Here is a 6,029-nt window from a genome sequence, read left to right as displayed (position 1 = left end):
TTCCTGGTTAATATTTTGTTACATAGCGGTAAATTTTCACGCCCATTTACTTATCATCTGGTTCCGATTCTAAAAGCTTACCAGATTGACAATTGGAAATCTTGTTTAAGTGTTTTGGCGTTAATTCTGGTATTTATTCATAGCAGTAAATCCGTACAATTAGAAACCAAGCTAATTCTTGACATTTTCTGAATTAACTGCGGTTTTCTTGAGTCTTTCTATCCAGCGTTGGAGAACCTCTACATGCTCTGAATCTCCCAGGAAAGTGTAGCCTACTCTTGCTTGACTATAATGCTCCAACGCCTGCTAAGGCTCATTAATCGCAGCATATACCTGCCCTAAACTATACTGAGCTAATGTCCAATCTGTTCGTTTTTCGCGTTGGACTCTCACCTTACCTTTACCAGCAATAGATTGGATACGAGCAGTTTGGGCAATAGCAGATAATGGTAGGGTAATAATTGCCAATGTTAGTATCAATTATCTATACCACAATGTCTACAACGTTTGCTATATAATATTTTGACGTTATGTAAGCTTTGCACAACGATAACTCATTTTCTTATTCATTGTTCAGATCAAGTGAAAGCTGAAGACTTGCATTTCTATAATGATGTGCGACTTTATCACGAAGCTCCTGAATAGTTGAACAAGTTTTTGCAATACCAATTACTTTGTAAATATGAGGAATAAGTTTTTTGAGTCCATAATCACCTGTAAACCATTGATGATAGTTGCTGCCGTGCTTTGGTGGTGGTTTATGTGTTTTAAGATATTCAGCTACATCAGGATCTAATGCATGGTAAATAAGCTCCATGACTAGCTTGCCCCACCATTTTGGTCTATAACGCAAAGGTTTGCTCCAATTGGTAAGCCGACCAAACTCTTCCCATAACTCATCAGGGAAGGTTTTCTCCCAATTTCTTAATTCATCCGCAATAAAAGCTCTTATTTTGACTTGAAGGGCATCAGTTTCCCTTTCATATTGATAACCAGTCGCCTCATCTATTAAAGCTACTAAACCGACTTTAGAGCAAGCTGCAAGTAATAATCCGCATCTTATAGCGATTTCTTTTTGTCTGGGTGTCGTCAGCTTCCCGTCCGCAAATGCTCTAATATATGCTCCACAAATATCTAAAAAATTTTCAGCAGTAATTCCTTTACCTGTTCCTGGCGGTGGAGTACCAGGTATATGAAACTCAATAGTGCTATTAAGAATAAAATCGCTGTCTAGATAGTCTCTCAAGCCTTGAATACCGACGTAGTTACTCAACATCCCACCTTTGATATTGGCTAGAGCTTTTACACCCCCTCTTAAACTGATTACCCTTTCTTGAGTATCTAGAACATAGCAGTCGATAGGTTCGTCTTCGCTTCCAATATTTAAATACCCACTGTATTTAGCAAATGGAGAAGGAGGAGAAGCTGGCAGACGAGTAGCCTTAAAGGAACTACTATCTTGATTTTGTTCAGAATTAAGATTGCCGGAATTAGCAACTTTAAAAGATTCAGAGGATTTAGCGTGTTCTTTGTCCATAATAGGCGGACTGTTACTGTGATTGGTGCGGCAGTGCGGACTAAATTTGATGACAGTGTATCAGAATAGCGCGGACATTGCAATATTGTTAAATGTAACGACAATCATAAAATTAAACCTCAAAAGCGCGGACAGCTATATCATAAAGAAGCTTTGTAAAGCGCGGACGTAAGTCCAGGCAGTTAAGCCCACTCAAATATAGTCTTTGAGCAATTTCTACACAGTGAGCATTGTTAAATCACTTTGTGGAGAAGTAATCAAACAGCGATAAAGTTTACTGAATTCTTAGCTTATTAGCTGTTTTCTTTTTCAGGTTTTTTTGATTCTCGGTTGAAATTATCTTGCAAAAATCTTTTTTTGTTGCAGAAATAATCTTCGATAGCTAGTTGAAATAATCTTAAAAAGAAACGATTTTGTTGTTGCAACAAAATCGTTTCTTGTGTTAGTCTTTTTATGTGTATTGGGGGACTTATGGAAGAATCTTCAGCTTGCCGGCGGAGTCGTTCTTCTTAAGAAAGTATCCCATTACACTTTTTTTACTTAACCTTACAACCCCCTAAAAGGAGGCGTAACTTGCTATGTCTAATGATAGCAATTTATTCATTAATAGTCAACTTCCAAATAGTAGCTCTGAGCAGAAGAAAATTAGAGATACTTTGTATCGTTGTAGTGAACCAGAATTACTAATTATTCAGTTCGCTAAAACTATAGAAAGAGGAATTGACACTGCGGATGTTATGAAATATTTGCAATGTTCTGATTCAGCAGCTTCATCTACTCTTCGTCGATTGGCGGACAGTGAATACAATAAGCGTTTGATCTTTCCTCTCTTTAATCGAAGTAAATGTGGAGCGAGAGGAGCATGGCTTTATTTTCTAAAAACAGAAGTCAAATTAGAAGACGTTCAGGCGATAATCAAAGACAGAGGATATGGTTACGAAGATTTTATTGAAAGACAGTCGAAGAAAAATTCAAGACAAAATCAGGAAAGTGAATCAAACAGTACAAAAGTATCATCTGATTCAACCTTAATAAATGATTTGAAAAAAGAGAACGTTCAAGAACAGAAAGTAGAATCGAGTGTTTGTGAATCTGTTGACACCATAAACCAAGACTCGGATTTACCCGATTTACCGGAATCCAACGATAGTGAATTTGGGTATATATTTAAGATTCTGAGAAATGAGATTGCAGAAAAACATAAAGAGCTTGAACAGCTTAAAAAAGAATATTACAAAGCTGTAGCTTCTCTTTCTAAGCTAAAAGCTGGATAGATAAAGGCTTAAAATACTAAAATTAAAACACTAATTAGAAATAATTATAATCTAATTAGTGTTTTAATATTAAATCCAGAATTATTAATATAAACTTAACGTTGCTTGACCTGATTTTTTAAATAATCTAGAGTCCATCCACGTTCAGTAAAATCCTTCCAGGCTAACCATTGACCAGTATTATCTTGTAATACAAATCCCTGTTCTGTTTCTTTTATAGTTATTACAATTCTTTGGGATTTGGCTAGATCAAACCATTGGTAAAACTCACCGTTCAAGTTACTAGAATTTTCACCGATAGATTTATTAGGTGTCCATTCCTCTTCTATTGCTCTTTTGATCCAAGCTCCCGGCTTTTCGACTACGCTATGCGCTGCTGCTTCCTTAAAAGCTGCTATAGCATTAATAACTACTTCGTCTGGTTTTAATTTGATAGATTTGATTAATGTGGGATTAAGCTTAATTCCTAGATCGCTAAGTTCCCGCTTAATACTTTCAAAAACATCAGCTTTACTTATTCTATTTTTTTAAAGCCTATAACCGGAGTTATTTGATGCATAGGAAGTTGCAACAGATTGATCTTGAGACTGCTCTAGCTCTTTCTCAAGTTTTGTAATCTTTGCCTTAAGATGTGCATTTTCAGCTTTGAGCCTTTCTGCTAGCTCGTCCGCACTTTGAAGATGATAAACCCTCCCAGCTAATCCTTCGTTTACCCTCCGTAAACTGATAACTTCTGCTTCAAGTTTTTTGATTCTTTCCCGAAGTTGAGAAATCATAACTGATTTGGAATTTTCAGAGGCTTTTTGTGCAACTACTGGCTTGTCCGCCTTTTGCTGTTGCTCTCTCAACCCTTCAAGACGTTTCTTGATTTCTGGATATTTGTAGAGGTAACTAATCGAAAGACCTGCAACTGACGCTACGTTTCCAAAAATCAAAGGCTTATTCTCCGCAGTTAATTTCTGGATTGCTTTGTTGAGATTCTCCTCCGCTTGTTTTTTTTCTTCTCTGCCGCTGCCTTAAGAGCGTTTACTCTAGACTCTTTATTCATTGGTGTCATCCTTAAGACTTTTAATGATTCTTTCGAGGTTGTCCGCCACTTATTGGTTGATTTGTGCTTGTCGCTCCCATCCTTTGTCTGTGGCAATTTCAATTAAGTTTTTAGTTCTTTCTAAATGCTCTTGATGCTGGTCTAAATATTCGACGGTGGCTGGCAAAAAATATCAGAATGATATTGAAATTGGGTCTAAGTCCTACTCACTCTTGTCTGGGAAACACAGCTTCTGCAACAGTTCTTCGGGAATCTCCTCGAAGTGTTCCAGCAAAAAGTTCATCAGAGCAAGGTGGCGTAAATCGGTAGGCATCGGGCGGCGGTAGTTCCGTCCCCTAGAAAACCAACGCCGAACAGTAGAAAGTGAGCGAGAGCAAATTTGAGCAATTTCTTCATAATTTACCTGCCACTTAGAGTAAAAATGCTTGGGAGTCATCCCAAAATGACAGTAAATGTAGAGTTTAATCAAATCTTGCTCTCGTTGCTTCAATGGATGAGGATTCATAAGGTTGATTCCTCGTTGATTGGTTCCAAATCCTCTTCCCAAGCAATATCAGCAGATGTCCAAGCAGCACTGGGGCTATCTTTGCTTAACCAAATCACGTAACACCATGCCCAGGAGCAACGATGTGAAGCATAGTTATAAAATCGACCAATGACAATACCCCAGTCAGTATCACTTTCAGCAGAGAGCCAACGCAAGCGATCGCCATATAAAAAGCGCGGTGCCTTCGCTATCTCAGGGAAATTGGCTGGAAGCTCAATGGATGCGTCTGGGAATTTTAGATTAATTAAACCAGGGACTACATCCTGGTTAATATGTCGGATTAGATTCAGATAATCGGCAATCAATTTACCATCAATGCTACTAGTCAACTGAGAAATTAAAATCGCTCCTAAGATTTCTATTTCTTGCTGCTTGAGTTGCATCCAAGTGCTATCAAAGTCAGCATCAGAGTAGTTGCTGAGTTTTGTCAGTAATTCTGTGATACCGAAATCATCTAGAGCTTGTTGATAAGCTTTGTATTGATCTGTTTTATAGCTAACAGGCTTTAACATTGTATATGTCTCCTGTGATAGGGGGTCAAAAGCCAGCGTCGTCCCTGAGAAAGTTGATAGCTGGCTTTTTATTTGCAAGTAATCTTACGCATTTACAGTATTTTTTAGCTTTCTGCATCCTAAACTGTACGCTACAGGTTGAAAGAGTCCAAAGCAGTTGCGATCGCTTGTTTAACTAGAGGCAACTCTCTTATATCTGGGCGTAAACCTGCCCGGCGCACCAATTGCCATCTCTGCGGAATAGTATTCTCTTGACGGAAAGAATCCGCTACCCATTGAACCCTTCTAACGGCGAATTCTTCTCTGGTTTCGCTCAGTTCCGCCAAAACTTTTGCTGTTTTTGGCAGCCTTTTGAGATGTCTTTTAACCCATGCACTGGCAGGATGGGGAAGGGAGTTAGCGATCGCTGTTCTGCTAATCCAAGTAGGGCGGTTCGTATCTTGTTTCAAGCGCTTTACTACTTCCTTGACAGTTTTGATGGTTTGCTCATCTCTGCTATCCCAATCCACATCTAGAGTGCCATTGTTTGTTTTTGGTGATGGCAAATGCTCCTGTAACCACTCCCGGTCATAGTTATATAACTGACCATAAATTGCTGGAGCTTTACTTCGTAATCGGGTTCTTCCCATACCTGGATTTGCTCTCATTAATTTCAACCATTGTTTTCGGGATGATTGAATAACATCTTGGTTGAGATTCAATGACTTTTTACGAGGCTGGAGAGATGGGCATAATTCTGTTGCTGTAGCCTTAGTATTGGGTCGTGGGAAATTCAACTGCAATTTACTTGCTTGACGTAAAACCGTTTTAAACTCAACTCCAAGATGCTGACCCATCTGCTTGAGGGTCAAAGATGAATCTTCCCAAAGAGTTTTCAAAGATTCTTCCCATACAGAACCATAAAACTTGACCTTGGAGTATCGGAAACTATCTTCTGGCGATCTATCAGGGCCACTTCGACAATAGACAAAACCACAGATACAGCTAAAAGTTCCTACAGGTGTGTAATTCTTTTGATTATATGTAATCTGACATTCTTTAACTTGCAGTTTTTTGTATAGCGGTTATCAGTCCAGTTAAGTACACTTAGGAGAAAGCAATTCTACTGATA

The 6,029-nt window shown here is 38.5% G+C and carries 8 protein-coding genes; 2 read left to right on the top strand and 6 right to left on the bottom strand.

Features of this window, described 5'->3' with window-relative positions; all coding sequences use genetic code 11:
• Positions 1-192 (top strand): hypothetical protein (locus ACM0OY_RS39095; protein ID WP_414574082.1); only part of this gene is annotated, 192 nt, incomplete at its 5' end.
• A 114-nt stretch (positions 193-306) separates the two neighbouring features.
• Here ACM0OY_RS39095 and ACM0OY_RS39090 read toward each other — a convergent pair.
• On the bottom strand, positions 307-468 hold the full coding sequence (locus tag ACM0OY_RS39090) for a hypothetical protein (protein WP_414574081.1): 162 nt from the start codon (positions 466-468) through the stop codon (positions 307-309).
• A gap of 94 nt (positions 469-562) precedes the next feature.
• Positions 563-1,537, bottom strand: coding sequence for a P63C domain-containing protein (locus ACM0OY_RS39085; protein ID WP_414574080.1), 975 nt, complete (start codon positions 1,535-1,537; stop codon positions 563-565).
• A 578-nt stretch (positions 1,538-2,115) separates the two neighbouring features.
• On the opposite strand from ACM0OY_RS39085, the gene ACM0OY_RS39080 reads away from it, so the two are divergent.
• A complete protein-coding gene (locus ACM0OY_RS39080; RefSeq protein WP_414574079.1) occupies positions 2,116-2,811 on the top strand; it encodes a hypothetical protein in 696 nt (231 codons plus the stop codon).
• 527 nt (positions 2,812-3,338) lie between these two features.
• Here ACM0OY_RS39080 and ACM0OY_RS39075 read toward each other — a convergent pair.
• The 4 genes from ACM0OY_RS39075 to ACM0OY_RS39060 form a co-directional block, all read right to left on the bottom strand.
• The gene (locus tag ACM0OY_RS39075) at positions 3,339-3,776 is read right to left on the bottom strand and encodes a DUF6262 family protein (protein ID WP_414574084.1); all 438 of its coding nucleotides are present in this window, start codon (positions 3,774-3,776) and stop codon (positions 3,339-3,341) included.
• Positions 3,777-4,061: 285 nt separating this feature from the next.
• Positions 4,062-4,364: a helix-turn-helix domain-containing protein gene (locus ACM0OY_RS39070; RefSeq protein ID WP_414574078.1), complete on the bottom strand. Its 303-nt coding sequence runs from the start codon at positions 4,362-4,364 to the stop codon at positions 4,062-4,064.
• The gene (locus ACM0OY_RS39065; RefSeq protein ID WP_414574077.1) at positions 4,361-4,918 is read right to left on the bottom strand and encodes a hypothetical protein; all 558 of its coding nucleotides are present in this window, start codon (positions 4,916-4,918) and stop codon (positions 4,361-4,363) included. Before ACM0OY_RS39065 ends, ACM0OY_RS39070 begins: the two co-directional genes overlap by 4 nt.
• Before the next feature lie 131 nt (positions 4,919-5,049).
• Entirely contained in the window at positions 5,050-5,967 is a 918-nt protein-coding gene (locus tag ACM0OY_RS39060; RefSeq protein ID WP_414574083.1) for a TnsD family Tn7-like transposition protein, read from the bottom strand.
• Positions 5,968-6,029 lie beyond the last annotated feature (62 nt).

Origin of the sequence: Nostoc sp. CCY 9925 (assembly GCF_963920935.1) — a bacterium.
Taxonomy (GTDB): Bacteria; Cyanobacteriota; Cyanobacteriia; order Cyanobacteriales; family Nostocaceae; genus Nostoc.
This window is presented reverse-complemented; position numbering and strand designations above follow the sequence as displayed.